The organism is Streptomyces humidus (genome assembly GCF_014649655.1).
GTDB lineage: Bacteria > Actinomycetota > Actinomycetes > Streptomycetales > Streptomycetaceae > Streptomyces > Streptomyces humidus.
Window position 1 is genome coordinate 25,429 of the sequence record NZ_BMTL01000025.1, and the last position, 17,469, is coordinate 42,897.

The 17,469-nt window shown below is 73.7% G+C and carries 17 protein-coding genes; 6 read left to right on the forward strand and 11 right to left on the reverse strand.

From position 1 onward, the window contains the following. Positions 1 to 23 precede the first annotated feature (23 nt). On the forward strand, positions 24 to 2,270 hold the full coding sequence (locus IE239_RS26995; protein WP_190152007.1) for an FUSC family protein: 2,247 nt from the start codon (positions 24 to 26) through the stop codon (positions 2,268 to 2,270). A gap of 42 nt (positions 2,271 to 2,312) precedes the next feature. Here the strand turns inward: IE239_RS26995 and IE239_RS27000 are convergent, their stop codons facing one another. The 4 genes from IE239_RS27000 to IE239_RS27015 form a co-directional block, all read right to left on the reverse strand. Then, positions 2,313 to 2,744, reverse strand: a complete 432-nt coding sequence (locus tag IE239_RS27000) for a hypothetical protein (protein ID WP_069772077.1) — start codon at positions 2,742 to 2,744, stop codon at positions 2,313 to 2,315. 28 nt (positions 2,745 to 2,772) lie between these two features. Beyond that, positions 2,773 to 3,609, reverse strand: a complete 837-nt coding sequence (locus IE239_RS27005; RefSeq protein WP_190152008.1) for a DUF1206 domain-containing protein — start codon at positions 3,607 to 3,609, stop codon at positions 2,773 to 2,775. 264 nt (positions 3,610 to 3,873) lie between these two features. Next, entirely contained in the window at positions 3,874 to 4,200 is a 327-nt protein-coding gene (locus IE239_RS27010; RefSeq protein ID WP_190152009.1) for a DUF5133 domain-containing protein, read from the reverse strand. 55 nt (positions 4,201 to 4,255) lie between these two features. Beyond that, positions 4,256 to 5,101 (reverse strand): SigB/SigF/SigG family RNA polymerase sigma factor, encoded by an 846-nt coding sequence (locus IE239_RS27015; RefSeq protein WP_190152010.1) that lies wholly within the window; start codon positions 5,099 to 5,101, stop codon positions 4,256 to 4,258. 618 nt (positions 5,102 to 5,719) lie between these two features. Here IE239_RS27015 and IE239_RS27020 point away from each other — a divergent pair. Further along, on the forward strand, positions 5,720 to 5,941 hold the full coding sequence (locus tag IE239_RS27020) for a hypothetical protein (RefSeq protein ID WP_190152011.1): 222 nt from the start codon (positions 5,720 to 5,722) through the stop codon (positions 5,939 to 5,941). 428 nt (positions 5,942 to 6,369) lie between these two features. Next, positions 6,370 to 6,825 (forward strand): cyclic nucleotide-binding domain-containing protein, encoded by a 456-nt coding sequence (locus IE239_RS27025; protein ID WP_190152012.1) that lies wholly within the window; start codon positions 6,370 to 6,372, stop codon positions 6,823 to 6,825. A 105-nt stretch (positions 6,826 to 6,930) separates the two neighbouring features. On the opposite strand, the gene IE239_RS27030 is transcribed toward IE239_RS27025, so the two are convergent. Further along, positions 6,931 to 8,235 (reverse strand): MFS transporter, encoded by a 1,305-nt coding sequence (locus tag IE239_RS27030; RefSeq protein ID WP_190152013.1) that lies wholly within the window; start codon positions 8,233 to 8,235, stop codon positions 6,931 to 6,933. Positions 8,236 to 8,339: 104 nt separating this feature from the next. Then, a complete protein-coding gene (locus tag IE239_RS27035; RefSeq protein ID WP_190152014.1) occupies positions 8,340 to 8,957 on the reverse strand; it encodes a LysE/ArgO family amino acid transporter in 618 nt (205 codons plus the stop codon). A gap of 95 nt (positions 8,958 to 9,052) precedes the next feature. Between IE239_RS27035 and IE239_RS27040 the strand changes: the two genes are divergently transcribed. Continuing rightward, positions 9,053 to 9,961, forward strand: a complete 909-nt coding sequence (locus IE239_RS27040) for a LysR family transcriptional regulator ArgP (RefSeq protein ID WP_190152015.1) — start codon at positions 9,053 to 9,055, stop codon at positions 9,959 to 9,961. On the opposite strand, the gene IE239_RS27045 is transcribed toward IE239_RS27040, so the two are convergent. Further along, complete coding sequence (locus tag IE239_RS27045) at positions 9,958 to 10,680, reverse strand: TetR/AcrR family transcriptional regulator (RefSeq protein ID WP_190152016.1); 723 nt, start codon at positions 10,678 to 10,680, stop codon at positions 9,958 to 9,960. The two genes, IE239_RS27040 and IE239_RS27045, sit on opposite strands and share 4 nt — an antisense overlap. A 220-nt stretch (positions 10,681 to 10,900) precedes the next feature. Between IE239_RS27045 and IE239_RS27050 the strand changes: the two genes are divergently transcribed. Together IE239_RS27050 and IE239_RS27055 are read left to right on the forward strand one after the other, a co-directional pair. Beyond that, positions 10,901 to 12,118 (forward strand): saccharopine dehydrogenase family protein, encoded by a 1,218-nt coding sequence (locus IE239_RS27050; RefSeq protein ID WP_190152017.1) that lies wholly within the window; start codon positions 10,901 to 10,903, stop codon positions 12,116 to 12,118. A 101-nt stretch (positions 12,119 to 12,219) separates the two neighbouring features. Further along, complete coding sequence (locus IE239_RS27055; protein ID WP_190152018.1) at positions 12,220 to 12,468, forward strand: WhiB family transcriptional regulator; 249 nt, start codon at positions 12,220 to 12,222, stop codon at positions 12,466 to 12,468. 91 nt (positions 12,469 to 12,559) lie between these two features. Here IE239_RS27055 and IE239_RS27060 read toward each other — a convergent pair whose 3' ends face one another. The 4 genes from IE239_RS27060 to IE239_RS27075 all read right to left on the reverse strand — a co-directional run bounded on the left by IE239_RS27060 (position 12,560) and on the right by IE239_RS27075 (position 17,328). Next, complete coding sequence (locus IE239_RS27060) at positions 12,560 to 14,404, reverse strand: sensor histidine kinase (protein WP_229878328.1); 1,845 nt, start codon at positions 14,402 to 14,404, stop codon at positions 12,560 to 12,562. Beyond that, positions 14,401 to 15,099 carry a response regulator gene (locus IE239_RS27065; RefSeq protein ID WP_190152019.1) on the reverse strand — a complete coding sequence of 233 codons (699 nt, stop codon included), beginning with the start codon at positions 15,097 to 15,099 and terminating at the stop codon, positions 14,401 to 14,403. Before IE239_RS27065 ends, IE239_RS27060 begins: the two co-directional genes overlap by 4 nt. A 17-nt stretch (positions 15,100 to 15,116) precedes the next feature. After that, a complete protein-coding gene (locus tag IE239_RS27070; RefSeq protein ID WP_190152020.1) occupies positions 15,117 to 15,848 on the reverse strand; it encodes a L,D-transpeptidase family protein in 732 nt (243 codons plus the stop codon). Between the two features lie 64 nt (positions 15,849 to 15,912). Continuing rightward, entirely contained in the window at positions 15,913 to 17,328 is a 1,416-nt protein-coding gene (locus IE239_RS27075) for a M1 family metallopeptidase (RefSeq protein WP_190152021.1), read from the reverse strand. Between the last annotated feature and the right edge of the window lie 141 nt (positions 17,329 to 17,469).

Below are 17,469 nucleotides of genomic sequence, written 5' to 3' on the forward strand. Positions count from 1 at the left end.
CGGGCAAGGGAGAGTACGGCGGCGTGAGGGCGGCGGCACGGGCGTTCGGACCACGATGGCGAGATCGGGTCGCGGCGTCCGACCCCGGACTGCTGCGGCTCGCGGCCGGCCTGCGGACGGTGGGCGCGATCGCCGTCACGCTGGCCGTGCTGTCGCTGCTCGGCGCCGACGTCCCGCATCTGGTGGCCGGCGCCATCGCCGCGATGGTCGCCACGTTCGCCGTCCGGGAGAAGCAGCGCGGCCGGCAGGCCGTCACCCTGGCGCTGGGCCTGCCGGTCGCGCTGGCGTCGGTGTCGGTCGCGGCGCTGCTCAGCTCACGGACGGTGGCCGGCGACCTCTTCTTCGTCGCCCTGATCTTCTGCGCGGTCTACGGGCGCCGCTTCGGCGACCGGGGCACGGCTCTGGGGCTGATCGGCTTCCAGGTCTACTTCATGTCCCTGTTCGTCGGCGTCGGGACGTCGTCGCTGCCCGGGTACTACGGGGTGATCGCGGTGGCCTTCGCCGGCAGCGCGGCGGCCCGGTTCGCGCTCGTGCCGCAGACCCCGACGGGGATTCTGCTGCGGCTGCGGCAGGCCTTCCGGGCCCGGCTGGCGCAGTTGCTCGACGCCCAGCTCGACCTGCTGGACGCCGCACCGGACGACATGGCGAAGGCCGTCGCCCAGGTGCGCGAGGGCACCGCCCGGCTGCACGACACGGCCATGATGATCCAGGGCCGGCTGGACGAGGGCACCCCGGACGAGTCGGTGGCCCGGCTGGTGCAGCGGCGGATCGCCGACGCGGAGATCGCCGCCGAGCGCCTCGGTCTGCTGCTGCTCACGGCCCGCAGCGCCGAGCGCGCCGACACGCTGACCATGCACCTGCCGGGCGCGCCCCTGCCCGAGAGCAGCCGGCTGCCGGTGCGGGACGAGGCCCTGGAGACCCTGCGCCACGATCTGCGGGCCCTGGGGCTGCTCGTACGGCATCCGGTGGCGGCGGGGTCGGGGACGGCGTTGTCGCAGGTGCGCAACCGGCTGCTCGGCTACCGGGACGAGGATAACCTGCCTAAGGCGCCGCCCGCGGTGCAGGACGTCTTCCGGGGCGTCGGCGAGGCGGCGCGGGCGGTGCTGGGGCTGCGGATCGCGCTGGACGGCCCGCAGGACGAGTCCGGCGACAGCCCCGAGACGGCACGCTCGCGCGAGGAGCTGGACGCCGAGGACGCCGCGATCGGCGGAGCCGAGGAGGGCGAGGGGGCGGCGGAGCAGGCCACGGGGCTGCGGCGGCCCACCACCCGGGCCGCCGTGCAGGTCGCCGTCGGGTCGGCGCTGGCCATCGTCGGGGGCGAGCTGCTGTCCGCGCACCGCTGGTACTGGGCGGTGCTGACCTGCTGGATCGTGTTCATCAACACCGCCTCCACCGGGGAGATCCTGGTCAAGGGCTACCGGCGGCTGCTGGGCACCGTGCTCGGCGTGGTCGCCGGCATCGCGCTGGCGGGGCTGGTCGGACACCACACGTGGACCGCGTTCACGGTGGTGCTGCTGTGCGTCTTCGCGATGTTCTACACGGCACCGCTGTCGTACACCCTGATGTCCTTCTTCGTGACGGCCGCCCTGGGCGTGCTGTACACGCTGCTGCACACCTACAGCCTGTCGGTGCTGGTGCTGCGGGTGGAGGAGACGGCGCTCGGAGCGGCCTGCGGGATCGTCGCGGCGGCGCTGGTGCTGCCCGTGCGCACGGACCGGCGGACCAACGAGTTGCTGACGGCCGTGCTGGAGCGGCTGACCGAGGTCACCGAGGCGGCCGTGGAGCAGCTGAGCGGCGCTCCCCCCGCCGACCTGCTGGACCGGGCCCGCGATCTCGACCAGGCGCTGGCCGACCTGCGGGCGGCGACCCAGCCGCTGACGCATCCGGTGACGCCGCTGCGGGCGCGACGGGACACCGCCCGCTACGTGGTGGCGCTCCTGGAGACCTGTGCCTATCACGCCCGGTCCCTGGCGGCCACGGCCGAGCTGCTCCCGACGCATCCGTCGATCGCGGCGGACCCCCGGCTGCGCCGGGCCGGGCAGCGCATCGTGCACAACATCGGGGCGATCTCCGCGCGGGTCGCGCAGGAGCCGAGCACCGCCGAGGTCGTGACCGGACCCAGTATCGCCGCGCTGCTGAAGCCGGGCGTGCCGGGGACGCCGCGCTACGGCCGGGTGACCGACCGGGTCCTGCGGCATCTCCAGCGTCTGGACGAGGCGGTGGTCGGCCTCGCGCGCCCGCTCGGGGCGCCGGTGGCGCCGCCGCGGTGAGGCGTGGCCCCGGCCGGGCCCGGAAGTCCGCTCCGAAGCCGCTCAGAAGTCCGTGGACATGCCGCTCGCGGCCGCTATGCCCCGCAGCGCCTCGGTGTCCTGCTGACGCTGCTGGATGCATCCGGCGATCTCGGCGAGGCGACCTGGGTCGGACGCCGTCGCCGCGTCGGTGACCACCCGGACCGGGCCGGTTCCGTCGACCTGGATCTCCACCAGCTGGTTGTCCAGCCGGCCGGTGACCGCGGTGGCGATGACCAGGGCGGCCTCGTCGCGGATCTCCTGGGGCAGATCCTCGGTCTCCTCCGGGTCGAGGGCGAAGTCGAGGCTCTCGGGAGGCTGTTCGTCGAGGGCGCGCAGCGCAGGCGCCACGACCTTCAGCAGAAGCTGGTAGTCCTCGCTGTCCATGCGGACGCGAAGCAGGTCGAGGTACATGTCCACGGGCCGTCCGTCGCGCGGGAACTCTGCATCGTTCATCTCGTCCGTGTTCCCCGGGAAACCGACGTCAGACCTTGCGCCAGCGTGCCATGGCGAACGAGAACAGTCCGAAGAGGACGAGCCCGGCCGCGACGCAGGCCAGCAGGCCGGGGCCGGCGGGGGTCCCGGCGAACGAGCGCAGCGTGTCGTCCAGCCCCTTGGCCCTGTCCGGCTCGTACTCGACGGCGGCCCGCACGGCGAAGACACCGGCCGCGGCGAAGACCAGGCCGCGGGCCGCGCCGCCGCCCACCCCGGTGACGTCCACCAGACGCCGCACGCGCGGGGACATCTCCCCCAGCCGCAGCTTCTTGTGGTAGGAGCGCATGACGGCGCGGGCGCCGATCCACAGGCCCGCGACGACGATCCCGACGCCGGCGACCCCCACGATCCACTGTCCACCGGGAAGGCCGAGCACCCGTGCGGTGACGTCGCGGGACTGCTCGTCGCTCGAGCCTCCGCCGCTGCCCGAGCCCGCGGCGAAAGCGAGGACGGAGTACGCGACGAAGGAGTAGAAGGCGCACCGGCCGAGCGCCAGCAGCCGCTTCCTGGCGCTGCGGCCGTCCTCGCCGACCGCGCCGAACACGGCCTCGGAGAGCCGCCACAGCGCCATGCCGACCAGCCCGACGCCCAGTGCCCAGAGCACCACGGAGCCGAAGGGCTTCTGGGAGATCTCGGCGAGGGCGCCCCGGCGGTCGGCCTCCTCCTTGCTGTCGCCGAAGGCGATCTGCAGGGCCAGCAGCCCGACCAGCAGATAGATCACGCCGCGTGCGGCGAACCCGGCTCTGGCGGCCCCCTTCGTCACCGAGCCGCGTGCCGCCCGTTCCGCTCCGGCACGGCCGTTGCGCGCCATGGCGCTCGTGTTCATTGCGTCCCCTCCCGGAAGTCTCCCCGAATTTCGCAGGATCCGACTGCCCCGGCTCCGGCCGCACACACGCGCGAGGTGTGCACACACACCTGCGGCCGGCCGCCCCCGAGCAGGGGCAGCCGGCCGCGGAGGGCGCGTGAAGCGGTGCGGGGCGGGGCGTGAAGCAGTGCGGGGCCCGGCGGGGCGGCACGGACGCTGCCGCGGCTGGTCCTGCGGACCACCGGTCGGGTCACCGTGAACCGCCCCGCGCGCGGCCGCCGCCTCTCAGGCGTACACGCGGGGGCCGTCGTCGGTGTGCGGACGGGCCGCGGTCGCCTGCGAGCGGGCCGCGGTCGCCTGCGAGCGGGCCGCGGTCGCCTGCGAGCGGGCCGCGGTCGCCTGCGAGCGGGCCGCCGTGTCGGCGGCGGCGGCCGCCTCCAGCCAACGGCGGGCCGTCTGCAGGGCCTCGTCCACGTCCCGCGTGCCGGTGGACACGCACGGCGTGTAGGCGAGGTCGCGCTCCTGCGCGCACGCCTCGGCGGCACCGGTCGCGGACAGCGCTTCGTACTCGTCGACGAGTTTGCGCAGGACGGCGGGATGGGGCATGAGCATCGGCGGGCTACTCCGTAAGTCGGAAGTGAGGGCTCGGGTGTACTGCTGTCGGCTGTCAGCGCAGGGCTTCGTTGCGCACCCGCTCGCAGCTGCGGCTGATGAGGCGGGAGACGTGCATCTGGGAGATGCCGAGCTGGTCGGCGATCCTGCTCTGTGTCATGTCCTCGAAAAAGCGCATGTAGAGGATGGCGCGTTCGCGTTCCGGAAGGCGGCGCAGCCCTTCCTTGGCGGACTCCCGGTCGACCACGACGTCGAAGGAGGAGTCGGCGGCCCCGAGGGTGTCGGCGAGGCTGTAGCCGTCGTCGCCGGAGGGGGCCTCGGCATCCAGCGACAGGGTGCTGAAGCTCTCCAGGGCCTCCAGGCCGGCGCCCACCTCTTCCTCGGTCAGGCCGGTGCGGGCGGCCAGGTCGGCGACCGACGGTTCGGGCGCCCCGGGGCTCTGGGCGAGTTCGCGGCGGGCGACGCGCACCTTGTTGCGCAGTTCCTGCACCCGGCGGGGCACCCGCAGGGCCCACATACGGTCGCGGAAGTGCCGCTTGATCTCGCCGGTGATGGTGGGCACGGCGTAGCTCTCGAAGGCCCCGCGTTCGGGGTCGAAGCGGTCCACGGCCTTCACGAGTCCGAGGGCCGCCACCTGGCGCAGGTCCTCGATCGCCTCGCCGCGGTCCCGGAAGCGGCCGGCGATCCGGTGGGCCATGGGCAGCCAGGCCGTGACGATCTCGTCGCGCACGGCGTCCCGCTCGGGCCCCTCCTCCAGGGCGACCAGCCGGGCGAACCGGCTCGCGGTGTCGGGCGCGTCGTCGTGGACGCGGCGCGGCGCGGTGGTGGGGGTGGCCGTGGTGGCGGTAGGGGTGGGGGTGGCCGATGCGGCGGGACGGTTTGTCGACATGTCGCTGAGCATGCGTAAACGCTCCTGAACGGTTGTCTCAGGTGACTGACGACGGGAGGGCTTCCTGACACCCGGGGCACGAGCAGCGCCCCGAAGCGGTCCCACCGCTCCCGTCGGCGCGCCTCCGGTCCGAAGCACGAACCTCCGTCTGCCCTGCCCCTGGACGTACAAACTCCGCATGCGCAAAAGGTGTTCACGCAGCCCTCGCCGCCGGGCCGCCGACCGGGTGGCAAGGGCGGGGGGCGCGGGTGCACGGGGGGCTGCGCGGGGGCCTGCCGGGGCCGGCGCGTCGCCGCCCCGTGACGGCCGGGCGGTCCCGAGGGCCGCAGGTCGGGCGTCCGGGCCGGACGCCCCCGTACCCGGCCGTCGGGGCCGGACGGGGGTGGGCGGTCGCGCCACGACGAAGCCCTCACTCAGCGAAGGGTGTCCGGGGAAGACCTCGGCGAGGGCCCCGACGGCGGCGATCCCCTCGTCGGGGAGGCCTGCCGTCTCCTGCGCCGTCTCCCGCCGTGCTCCGCCCGGCCGGCCGTCCCCGCGACGAGCGAACCGTGCGGACCAGGAGCGATCGTCCGGGAAACTTCGGGAGCGCCCGGGAGCCATCGTCCGGCCCGGCGCGGGTAGGCGATCTGCATGACCGATGTGGTGGACTCCGACGAACTGCTGCGGCGCATCCAGCGCTCCCGCACCTGCGCCCGCGAGGAGCTGCTGGCCTGCCGGGCCCGCAGCGCCGATCTCTCCCAGACCGATCCGGACGGGGCGCGCGACGCCCACGTGCGGGGCCTCGCCTACGAGGCCGTGGTCAGAGTGCTGGACGAGATCCTGACCCCCGGCCGCTCCGCCGACGCGGACTGAACCGGAACTGGCGTACGCCGCAAGCCAGTTGTGGACCGCTTCGCCGGCTGAGGCGGCGAAGGCGGGCGAACTGCGCACGATCGCACCGGAGATGACCGCGAGCCGACGAAGACGGAGTGAAACAGGTCACTGGACCGGGTTTCCCCTGAGTGAAACCTCCACGGATGGTTTACGGTTCATCCATACGTGGTGGACGGGGTCGACGCACCTCCTCCTCCGTCCGCCACCCCTTGACTGCCCTGGCTGGCTTCCCCCGTCCAGCCAGGGCTTCTCCATGCCCGCACCGCGCCGGCGCCCGAGGCGCCCGGGACGGAGGATGTGCGGAATCCGGGAAAGTACCGTCCGCCGAGGTGCCCGGGGCGGTGGCAGCGGCTGAAATGGGAGAGGGAGAGAACCCCCACCGAATCGCCGGCGAGGAGCCCCGCGCCATGACCAAAGCGACCAGACTGCTGACCGCCCTTCCCCCGCCCCAGCGTGGACGCCTGATGGAGCTCGCCCGGGAGGTCTCCTTCCCGGAGGACACCCGGATCTTCGAGGCGGGCGGCGCGGCCGACCGTTTCTGGATCGTCCGGTCCGGGGCGGTCTCGCTCGTCCAGCAGGTGACGCCCCTGCGACGGGTCACCGTCGCCAGTCTCGGCGCCGGCGACCTGCTGGGCTGGTCCTGGCTCTTCCCCCCGTACCGGTGGGACTTCGGCGCCGAGGCCTTCAGCCCGGTGCGCGCCTACGAGTTCGAGGCGCAGCCCGTGCTCAGGCTCTGCGAGGAGGAACCGGCGCTCGGGCTGTCGCTGGTGCGGATCGTGGCGGAGATCCTCGCGCACCGGCTGGAGATGACCCGGGGCAGACTGATGGAGCAGTACGGCTCCCACCGGCACGGGGCCCTGTAACCGACGGCCCGCACGGCACGACGACCGGCCCGGCACGACCGCACGCCCGGCGCCCCGGCGGATCCAGGTACCCTCCGCCCGCGGATCCCGGTCCGGCGCCCGCCCTCAGATGCGGTACCGGCGCAGGGCGGGGACCGCGACCGCCAGCCCCAGCATGAGCGCGACGACCAGCAGGCCTCCGCCCGCGACCGCCGCACGGGGCCCGAACGCCGCGCCCGCGGTGCCGTGCAGGACGTCGGCCAGCCGCGGGCCGCCCGCGACGACGACCGTGAAGACGCCCTGCATCCGGCCGCGCATCTCGTCCGTGGCGGCGGACAGCAGGATCGCCCCCCGGAAGACCATGGAGACCATGTCGGCGACGCCGGCGCACGCGAGGAACCCCACCGCGAGCCACAGACCGCGGCTCAGTCCGAAACCGGCGATCGACACACCCCACGCGACGACGGCGCCGATGACCATCCAGCCGTGCCGGCGTGCCCGGGAGAACGTGCCGGAGAACAGTCCGCCCAGCACCGCCCCGATCGGGATCCCCGCGAAGAGCAGACCGAGGGCGAGCCCTTCGCCGTACGAGGCGTACGTCTCGGCGGCGAGCTGCGGGAACAGGGCGCGGGGCATGCCGAAGACCATGGCGATGACGTCGGCGAGGAAGGACAGCAGCAGGACCTTGTGCAGGGCGATGTAGCGGAAGCCCTCCGCGATCTCACGCAGCCCCGCGCGCCGGGCGGTCGCGCTCGCCGACGGGGGCAGGGCGGGCAGCCGGAACACCGCCCACAGCGTCACGCACAGCGCGACGGCGTCGAGGAGGTACAGCTCGGGGAGCCCGATCACGGGTATCAGGGCGCCCGCGAGGAGCGGGCCCGCGACGAGGCCCGTCTGCATGACGGTGGAGCCCAGGGCGTTGGCGGCGGCCAGTTCGTCCGCGGGGACCAGCCGGGCGATGGAGGCGTTGCGGGCGGGCGAGTTGAGGCCGAAGAACGCCTGCTGGGCGGCGAGCAGCACCATCAGCACGGCCACCGAGTCGAGCCCGGAGAACGCCTGGATCCAGAACAGCACCGAGGTGACGGCGATGCCGCTGTTGGTGACCAGCAGCAGCTTGCGGCGGTCGACCGCGTCGGCGACCGCGCCGCCCCACAACGCGAACAGCACCATCGGCACCAGTCCGGCGAGGCCGGCGTAGCCGACCCAGGCGGAGGAGCCGGTGATGTCGTAGATCTGTTTGGGCACGGCGACGGCGGTGAGCTGGCTGCCCACGGCCGTGACGACGGTCGAGGACCACAGCCGCCGGTATGCCGGCCGGCGCAGGGGCCGGGTGTCCATGGCCCAGCGGCGCCGGCCGCGCGGGGCAGGGCCGCGCGGACTCGGGTCGGCCTCCTCGGCCGGGGGTGCGGGGGTGCTCTCGCCGGTGTCCACACGCTTCCTGGTTGCTCGTTACATCTTTCGATTCCGTGGGTCACTATGGCAGCCCTCCTGCGATGTCCGCCGCCCTTTGGACGTACCGTCCCGGATCACGGACCTCAGGCCCCGGCGATCAGCAGCCCGCCGAGCGTGATCATCGTGACGGCCACCAGGCCGTCCAGGACCCTCCAGGCCGCGGGGCGGGACAGGAAGCGGCCGAGCAGCCGGCCGCCGAAGCCCAGGGCGGCGAACCAGCACAGACTGGCCAGCGCCGCGCCGAGGCCGAACGTCCAGCGCAACGGGCCGCGGTCGGCGGCGATCGAGCCGAGCAGGAAGACCGTGTCGAGGTAGACGTGGGGGTTGAGCCACGTCAGCGCCAGACAGGTGAGCACGGCCCGGCGGCGCGAACCCTCGGCCGCGCCGTCCGTGCGCAGCGCCTCCGTGCCGGGCCGGACCACCCGGCGGGCCGCGAGCAGTCCGTACCCGAGCAGGAACGCACCGCCGATCCAGCCGACCACGGTCAGCGCCCCGGGCCAGGCGGCCACCACCGCGCCGACCCCGCCCACGCCGAGCGCGATCAGCAGGGCGTCGGACAGGGCGCAGATCCCCACGACGGCCAGGACGGCGTCCCGGCGGATCCCCTGGCGCAGGACGAAGGCGTTCTGGGCGCCGATGGCGACGATGAGCGAGAGACCGGTGCCGAAGCCGGCGGCCGCGGCGGCGAGTGCGTGGGACATGCCGCTCACGCTAGGCAGTCGATCACTGCCGGTACAGCTAAAGATTCTTACGTATCATTAGCCTTCATGATGTCCCGGGCGCCGGTGGCGCGGTGATGCTGACGGACCTCCCGCTCGACCAGGTGCGGACACTGCTCGCCGTGGTCGACGAGGGCACCTTCGACGCGGCGGCGGCCGCCCTGCATGTGACGCCGTCGGCGGTCAGCCAGCGCGTCAAGGCACTGGAGCAGCGCACCGGCCGGGTCCTGTTGCTGCGCACCAAGCCGGTGCGGCCCACGCAGTCCGGCGAGATCGTCGTGCGGTTCGCCCGCCAGCTGGCCAGGCTGGAACGCGACACGCGGGCCGAACTGGGCATGAAAGGCGAGGGCGAACCGACCCGGGTGAGCGTCGCGGTGAACGCCGACTCGCTCGCCACCTGGTTCCTGCCGGCTCTGGACAGGGTGGCGCAGGAGCCGCCGCTCTGCTTCGAACTGCACCGTGAGGACGAGACCCGCACGGCCGAACTGCTGCGGGAGGGGCTGGTGATGGCCGCGGTGACCTCGTCGCCCGTCCCCGTGACCGGCTGCTCGGTGCGGGCCCTGGGCACGATGCGCTACCTGGCCGCGGCCGAGCCCGGCTTCGTCGCCCGTCACCTCGCCCACGGCCCGCTCGACGAGACCCTGCCCTCGGCCCCGGTCGTGACGTTCGACCGCAGCGACGACCTCCAGGACGCTTTCGTGCGCGGCCTGCGGCGGGGCGCCCGCGGCGCGGGTCCGGTGCGCCACGCCGTGCCGACCTCGGAGGGCTTCGTCGCCTCGGTCGCGGCCGGGTTCGGCTGGGGCATGGTGCCCGAGGTCCAGGGGGAGGCGCTGCTGCGCTCGGGCCGCCTGGTGGCCCTCGCCCCCGATCGCCCACTGGACGTCCCCTTGTACTGGCAGCAGTGGCGACTCGACTCTCCGGCCCTGGCGGCGGTGGCGGACGCGGTGGTCGCGACGGCGGCCGAGTCGCTGGACCGCGCCCCCTAGGGGCGGCGGCGGGCCGCCGCCAGGACCGCCAGCCGGGCCTGCGCACTGTCCAGCAGCATCTCCAGCGCCGTCGGATAGGCGCTGGTCACCATGCGGGTCGACAGCAGCGGCGCCGCCTCGGCGATCCTGGGGTGGGTCTCGGCGGGCAGCCGGGCGTAGGTCGAGCGCCAGATGGCGTCGTCGGCGTGTCGCGCGGCGCGGGGCAGGGCCAGGGACGCGGCGTCCAGAGCGGCGAAGGCCAGCGTCTGGTCGATGAACGCGTGGTAGATCCGCACGGTGTCCGGCAGCGGGAAGCCTGCGGTGCGCAGGATGTCCAGGACGGCCTCGTCGGCGGCGAGTTCGTTGGCCCGGCCCGTGACCCGGCTCGCGGTGAGCTGGGCGGCCTGCGGATGGGCGACATAGGCGGCGTGGATGCGCAGGCCCACGGCGTGCAGGTCCGCCCGCCACTCCCCTGTGGGCCGCCAGCCGCGCAGCGCCTCGCCGATCAGCGCGTCACCGATGGCTAGGGTGAGTTCGTCCATGCCCCGGAAGTAGCGGTAGAGCGTGCTCGGGTCGCAGTCGAGGGCGAGCCCGAGGCGGCGGGCGCTGAGCCCGGCGCTGCCGTGCTCGCGCAGCAGCCGCAGCGCGGCCTCGACGATCAGCGTCTCCGACAGCACGGTGCCGCTCCTGGTGGGGCGGCGCCGCCGTCGCTTCTCCTCCGGGACGACCTGCTTGGCCATGCGTCCCACACTCCCTCGTGCTCTCGCGCTCCGGGCCCCGGCGGTCCGTGCCCCGGCGCTCCGGGCTCTCGTGCCCTGGTGCGCGTGCGCCGCCCCCGTCGTGCCGCTCGCGCCCTTATGCCAACGCCATTGACCTTACGTGCACCCGCGGCGTTGTATCTGGGACAGGGCCCCGCTTCACACACTTCGTTCGCACTCTCCGACCGAGGGAGTTCCCGTCATGCGTGTCCTGCTCGTGGGCGCCGGGGGTGTCGGCACCGCCATCACCCGGATCGCCGCCCGGCGTCCGTTCTTCGAGGCGATGGTCGTCGCCGACCACGACCCGGCGCGCGCCGCGGCAGCCGTCGCCGCGCTCGACGGCGACGACCGGTTCCGCGCCGAGCGCGTGGACGCCTCCGACGAGGCGGCCGTGACCGCCCTGCTCGCCCGCCACCGCTGCGACGTCCTGCTCAACGCCACCGACCCGCGGTTCGTGATGCCCCTGTTCCACGCGGCGCGCACCGCCGGCGCCCGTTATGTCGACATGGCGATGTCGCTGTCGCGGCCGCACCCGGAGCGTCCGTACGAGGAGTGCGGCGTCCGGCTCGGCGACGCGCAGTTCGCCGAGGCCGACGAGTGGGCCGAGGCGGGTGCCCTGGCGCTGGTCGGCATGGGCGTGGAGCCAGGGCTGTCGGACGTCTTCGCCCGGTACGCCGCCGACGAACTCTTCGACGAGATCGAGGAGATCGGCATCCGTGACGGCGCGAACCTCACCGTCGACGGCCACGACTTCGCGCCCTCCTTCAGCATCTGGACCACGATCGAGGAGTGTCTGAACCCTCCGGTGGTCTACGAGGCCGACCGTGGCTGGTTCACCACAGCGCCGTTCAGCGAGCCCGAGGTGTTCGACTTCCCCGAGGGCATCGGACCGGTGGAGTGCGTGAACGTCGAGCACGAGGAGGTGCTGCTCGTGCCGCGCTGGGTGAAGGCGCGCAGGGTCACCTTCAAGTACGGCCTGGGCGGCGAGTTCATCGAGACCCTGAAGACGCTGCACCGGCTCGGCCTCGACCGCACCGCTGCGGTCACCGTGCCGGGCGCGCGGGGCCCGGTGTCCGTCTCACCGCGGGACGTGGTGGCCGCCTGTCTGCCCGACCCGGCGACGCTGGGCGAGTTGATGCACGGCAAGACCTGCGCCGGCACCTGGGTACGGGGCGTCAAGGACGGCGCGCCGCGCGAGGTGTACCTCTACCACGTGGTCGACAACCAGTGGTCCATGGCCGAGTACGGCAGCCAGGCCGTGGTGTGGCAGACGGCGGTGAACCCGGTGGTGGCCCTCGAGTTGCTCGCCACCGGAGCCTGGTCCGGCGCGGGCGTGCTGGGCCCCGAGGCGTTTCCGGCCCGGCCGTTCCTCGACCTGCTGACGGCGTACGGATCCCCGTGGGGCCTGCGGGAGCAGTGAACGTTTTTTCGGGGCCCCCCGTTTCAGCGCCGCCGTGCCGGTGACCCGATCGGGAGCACCACCCCGGAAAAGCACATACGACTCGATCGCAGGTGACTTCGATGCACGACTGGCGAGAGCACGCCGAATGCCGTACCGAGGACCCCGATCTCTTCTTCCCGATCGGCACCTCGGGCCCGGCGCTGCTGCAGACGGAACAGGCGAAGGCGGTCTGCCGTCGCTGCCCGGTGCGTGAACCGTGCCTGGAATGGGCCATGGAGACCGACCAGACCCTCGGGGTGTGGGGCGGCACGAGCGAGACCGAACGGCGCGCCCTCAAGCGTCGCATCAGGGCGCGGCGCGGTGCCTGACCCCGCAACGCCCGGCTCCCGCCCGCGCGGTCGGCGCCCCGGGGGCCGGCCCGCGCGGTGGCCCGCGTGCGCGGTCGCCGAAGCGGGCTGGTCAGCCGTCCGCGGGCGGCGCCGCCGCGGGCAGCCTCAGGGTGAACACGCTGCCCGCGCCGGGAGTGCTGGCCGCTTCGGCGGTGCCGCCGTGAGCGGCCGTCAGCTGCCGGACGATCGGCAGGCCGAGGCCGCTGCCGCCGGTGCGGCGGCTGCGTGACTTCTCGGCTCGCCAGAACCGCTCGAAGACATGCGGCAGATCCTCGTCCGTGATGCCCGTGCCGGTGTCGGCGACCGCCAGCACCACCTCCCCGCCGTCCCCCCGCGCGGTCAGCGTGACCGTACCGTCGGGCGGCGTGTGGCGGACGGCGTTGGCGACGAGATTGCCGAGCGCCTGCCGCAGCCGCACCGGGTCGGCGTCCAGCCAGAGCGTGCCCTCGGTCTCGGTGCGCAGGGCCACTTCGGCGCCGTCGGCCGCCACGCGATGGGCGGCGGCGACCTGGGCGAGCAGATCGTCGGCGGGCACCGGCTCGCGGTGCAGTCGCAGGGCGCCGGCGTCGGCGGCCGCGAGATCGCGCAGGTCGTCGATGACGCGTTGCAGGACGAGGGCCTCCTCGTGCAGGGCGCCGAGCAGTTCGGCGTCGGGCTCGACCAGTCCGTCGCGTGTGACCTCCAGCCAGCCCCGGATGTTCGTGAGCGGGGTGCGCAGTTCGTGGGCGACGTCGTTGACCAGTGCCTTGCGCTGGACCTCCAGACGCTCCCGGCGCTCGGCGAGGTCGTTGAACGCCTCCGCGAGGATCCCGGTCTCGTCCCATGTGGTGACGGGCACGCGCGCGTGCCGGTCCGGGGGCTGCTGCGCGGCCTCGGTGAGGGCCCGCAGCGGTCGCACAAGGCGGGTGGCGACCAGGGCGCTCACGGCGACGGTGACGGCCAGCACCAGGCCTGCCGCGCCGAACACCTTCACCTTGTTGGCCGGTGACATGTCCCAGCGCGGCGTCGCGCCGCTGCCCCCGCCGCCGAGGAACAGCTCGGCGACCGGCGCCACGTACGGGTCGAGCTGCGCGTGACGGGCCTCGTCCAGGCAGGCCTGGGCCGCGCGCCCCCCGTGGGCGTCGAGCGCCTTCACGAGCGTGGAGCCGGGGGTCGCGTCCAGGCCGCCGAGGCCGGGTACGCCCACGCCGAGGACCAGCGGCAGGTCCGGGCCCAGGCCTTCGCGGACCAGACAGGGGCGCACTCGGGTCTGGAGCGCGGTCAGCGCCTTGCGTTCGGTGGCCGTCGGCGCGCCGAGCTGTCCGTCCGCGCAGCCCTCGGGCACGTAGTCGGTGGTCGCGCCGCCGTCGGCGCCGGTGAGCACCGGGCGGCCGCTCGGGGTCGCGGTGACGGTCGTCTCGATGCCGTAGCGGGAGAAGCACCGCTGCCTGGCGTGCGCGACGGCGTCGAGCTTCTGGCGTTCGAGCGGGGGGAGCAGGTAGGGGCCCACCACGCGCGGGTCGGTGCCGCTGAGCTGGGCGCCGCGTTCGGTGTAGGTGTCGGTGCGCAGGGGGTCGACGGTGGCGGCCGCGCGCGGGGGCAGCGAGGTGCCCTGCGGCGCGGAGTCCGCGAGGGGCGTGCGGTCGGGGGCGGTCAGGGCGATGCGCCGGCCGGTCCTGACGGACAGGTCGCGCACCGTCCGCTGGACGCCTGACCAGTCGGGATGAGTGGCCGCGTAGCCGCTGAGCCGGGCGAGGATGTCCATGTCGTCGGCCAGGGCCTGCCCCTGCTCCTCCCGCAGCGCGCGGGTGGTGGTCGCGACCGCCAGCCATGCGGTGGCGGCCACCGAGCACACGGCGATCAGCACCGACGCGCTCAGCAGCCGCACCAGCAGCCGTTTGCGCAGCGGTATCCGGACCCGGTCGCCGGGCCTCACGCGCGGCCGCCGCTGAGTTTGTAGCCGACGCCGAACACGGTCAGCAGCCGCACGGGTCTGCGCGGGTCGGCCTCGATCTTCCGGCGGAGGTTCATGATGTGCACGTCCACGGCCCGTTCGGTGGAGGAGCGGTCGAAGCCGCGGGTGCACTGGAGCAACTGCCCCCGTGAGAAGACCCGTTCCGGCTCGGCGGCCATCGCCAGCAGGATCTGGAACTCGGCGGGCGTGCAGTCCACGGTTTCCCCGTCGCACCGCACCTCGTGCCGCTCCGGATCGACGGAGAGCCCCGCGGCCCGTACGACGCCGTCGTCCCGTCGGCCGGCTCCGGCACGTCCGCTGCGCCGCAGGACGGTGCGGATGCGGGCCATGAGCTCGCGCGGGCTGTAAGGCTTGGTCATGTAGTCGTCGGCGCCGAGTTCCAGGCCGAGCAGTACGTCGTCCTCGGCGGCGCGGGCGGTGAGCATCAGCACCGGCAGGTCGTCGTCGCGGCGCAGCACCCGGCAGACCCCGAAGCCGTCGATGACCGGCAGCATGAGGTCGAGGACGACGAGGTCCGGCCGGTCGCGCCGCACCGCGTCGAGCGCGGCGGAGCCGTCGTGCACCACGGTGGCCGTGTGGCCCTCGGCGATCAGCGAGCGGCGGATGAGTTCGGCCTGCATCGCGTCGTCCTCGGCCACCAGTACATGAGCGCACACGCCGTGTCTCCGATTTCTCAGCGGGCCAGAGAGGCGTGGTCGCCCATGACGACCACGGGGTGCAGCGCGGGGTCGAGCGTGCGCAGCAGTTCCTTCATGTGCTCCTCGGCGAGGCTCACACATCCGTGGGTGGGCCCGCCGTGGTCCACGTGGAACCAGATCCCGCCGCCGCGGCTCGCGCCGAGCGGACGGGTCCAGTCCAGCGGTGAAGTGCCGGGCTTGCGGTTGTAGTTGATGGCGACCACGTAGTCGAAGGAACCGTCCAGCGGCTCGCCCTCGAAGCCGGTGCCCGGCGAGCGGAAGGCGGGCCCGCGGTCGTAGGGGAGTTTCGTGCCCGGGTCGGCCAGCAGCCCCCCGGCGTCGGTGAGTCCGTAGACGCCGACGGGTGAGCGCAGGTCGCCGCCCATGTGCCGGTCGCTCCAGCCGCGCAGCGCGTTGTGCGCGGCCCAGGAAGCGCCGGGCTGCCAGTCGGATCCGGTGCGCCGGTACAGGACGACCGAGGAGAGCGGCGAGTTCCTGTCGCGGCCGCTCACCACGACCACCTGCCGTGCGTTCGGCGGAACCGCCGCGCGGGTCCGGGGCCCGAGCCCCGGTATCTCCCGTGGCGCCGCCTCGGCGGAGGGCCCGGGCGGCGCCTGGGCGCCTCTGACGGAGGCCGTGGGGTGAGCGGGCTCACCGGATGCGGCGCCGCATCCGGTGAGCAGAAAGGACGCGGCGAACAGCGCTGCGCGAGTGCGGTACTTGAGCATGAGGTGACCTTGACCGGAGGATGTGTGGAACTCGTCAGGTTCCCCATGCCCGTTCGGTCGGATATCACGGGTGGCGCGGTTTGCCCTGCGTGTACAGCCAGGTCGTGAACAGCCGGTCGAGGTTCTTGCCCGACAGGCGTTCCGCGAGCCGTTCGAACTGGGCGCTGGTGCCGTGGCCGTAGCGGTGCTGCTGGGCCCAGGCGCGCAGGATGCGGAAGAAGTCTCGGTCGCCGACGGCGGTGCGCAGGGCCTGCAGGGTCATGGCTCCCCGGGCGTAGACGGGAGTGCCGAAGATGTGGGCGCCGCTGCCGGGGTCGCCGGGCGGGAACGCCCACAGGCCGTCGGTGGCAGGGCGGGCGTACAGGGCGTCGAAGGCCTTCTGGGCGCTGTCTCCGCCGTGCTGCTCGGCGTAGAGCCACTCGGCGTAGGTGGCGAAGCCCTCGTTGAGCCAGATGTCCTTCCAGGAGGTGAGGGAGACGGAGTCGCCGAACCACTGGTGGGCGCTCTCGTGGACGAGGGTGCTCAGGTCGGGGGCTCTGTCGTAGACCGGCCGGGTCTGGGTCTCCAGCGCGTAGCCGACCTCCGGGGCGTGGTCGACGATGGAGCCGGCCGCGCGGTAGGGGTAGGGCCCGAACAGCCTGCTCTCCCACTCCAGCACCGAGGGCAGCTGCTTCAGCACCGGTTTCGCGGCGGCGGCCTCGCGCGGGTCCACGGCGTCGTAGACCTTGATTCCGTCCCGGGTGGTGTACTGCGTGACCTGGAACGCGCCCACGGTGGCGGTGGCCAGGTAGGCGGCCATGGGCTCGGTCTGACGCCAGTGGAAGGTGGTCCGGCCCTTCGCGGTGCGCTGTCCGAGCAGGACGCCGTTGGCGACGGCGGTGCGGCCCTGGGGGACGGTGATGGTGAAGTCGTACGAGGACTTGTCGAGGGGGTGGTTGTCGGCGGGGAACCACGTCATGGCGCCCTGCGGCTCGCCCGCTACGAACGCGCCGTCGTCGGTGGGGATCCAGCCGTCGGCGGAGCCGTCGGGGTCGGTGACCGGGCCGGGGGTCCCGTTGTAGGTGACGGCGACCTGGAACCGCTCGCCCTTGCGCAGGGCGCGCCGGGGGGTGACGACGAGTTCCTGGCCGTCGCGCCGGTGTTCGGCCTTGACGTGGTCGACCGTGAGGCCGGTGATCTTCAGGCCCTGGAAGTCGAGGTCGAAGCGGGTCAGCCGCTGGGTGGCGCGGGCGGTCAGGACGGCCCTGCCGTCGAGGTGTCGGCCGACCGGGTCGTAACGCAGGGTCAGGTCGTAATGGCTCACGTGGTAGCCGCCGTTGCCTGCGAGGGGGAAGTAGGGGTCGCCGACGCCGGCCGTGCCGACGGAGCCGGCCGCCACGGCGGGGCCGGACCCGGCGAGCAGCGCGGCCACGGCGACGGGGACGGTGGCGGCGACCGCCTCGCGGCGCAGCAGGGCGGGGCGTCTGCGGGGGTGTGTCACGTGCGCTCCTAGGGGGGTGGCGGGTGATCAACGCTCTCAGACTAGGGACCTGACCGCCGCTCACGCCCCCCGTTCAGGTCAAGCCGGGCGGGGGTGGCGGACGCCGCGCGTCTAGGCTGGGAGGATCCCCCGATCCGAGGA